This window comes from Streptomyces sp. P5F9 (genome assembly GCF_057961495.1).
In genome coordinates this window covers 1-665 of record NZ_JBXVPZ010001033.1, presented here as the reverse complement: position 1 = coordinate 665, position 665 = coordinate 1, and the positions used below count along the sequence as shown (strand labels likewise).

The window sequence follows — 665 nt, the reverse complement described above, 5'->3', positions numbered from 1 at the left end:
GTACGGGGGCGGCGGTCGGGCAGTTGAAGGGCGGCGTCGGGACCGCGAGTGTCGTACTGGAGTCGGGGATCACGGTGGCGGCGCTGGTGGTGGCGAACGCGGCGGGGTCGGCGACGGACCCCGAAACGGGCGTGCTGTACGGGGAGTTGTTCCAGGGGCGGGTGGAGTATCCCGAGCCACACGTCCACGAGGCCGCGCGGCTGCGCCTCGCCGAGGCCGCCGCGAAGAACGCGCCTCCCCCGCTCAACACCACGCTCGCGGTGGTCGCCACGGACGCCGAACTCACCAAGGCGCAGGCCCAGAAGCTGGCCGGCACGGCACACGACGGCATCGCGCGCGCCGTACGTCCGGTGCACCTGCTGAACGACGGAGACACGGTATTCACGCTCGCCACCGGCTCCCGCCCGCTGGATACCGAGAACCCCCTAGCCCTCAACGCCGTCCTGGCGGCCGGCGCAGACGTCGTAACCCGCGCAATCGTGCGCGCGCTACGCGCCGCCGAGCCGGTGGACGGACTGGGCGGAACATGGCCGTCGTACGAGGAGCTGTACGGGAGACGTTAGGCGCCCCCCGGCGACAGACACCCCGCACTCGCCCCGTTCCCTGCTCCGACCCTGCCAGCTCTGGAGGATGGGATCGCTCTAACCAGTCAACACCCATGAAAG

1 protein-coding gene is annotated in these 665 nt (G+C 71.1%); it reads left to right on the top strand.

The genetic code is table 11. From position 1 onward, the window contains the following. A partial coding sequence (locus AC31A1_RS52260; protein ID WP_489660052.1) for a P1 family peptidase occupies positions 1 to 563 on the top strand: 563 nt, incomplete at its 5' end. Between the last annotated feature and the right edge of the window lie 102 nt (positions 564 to 665).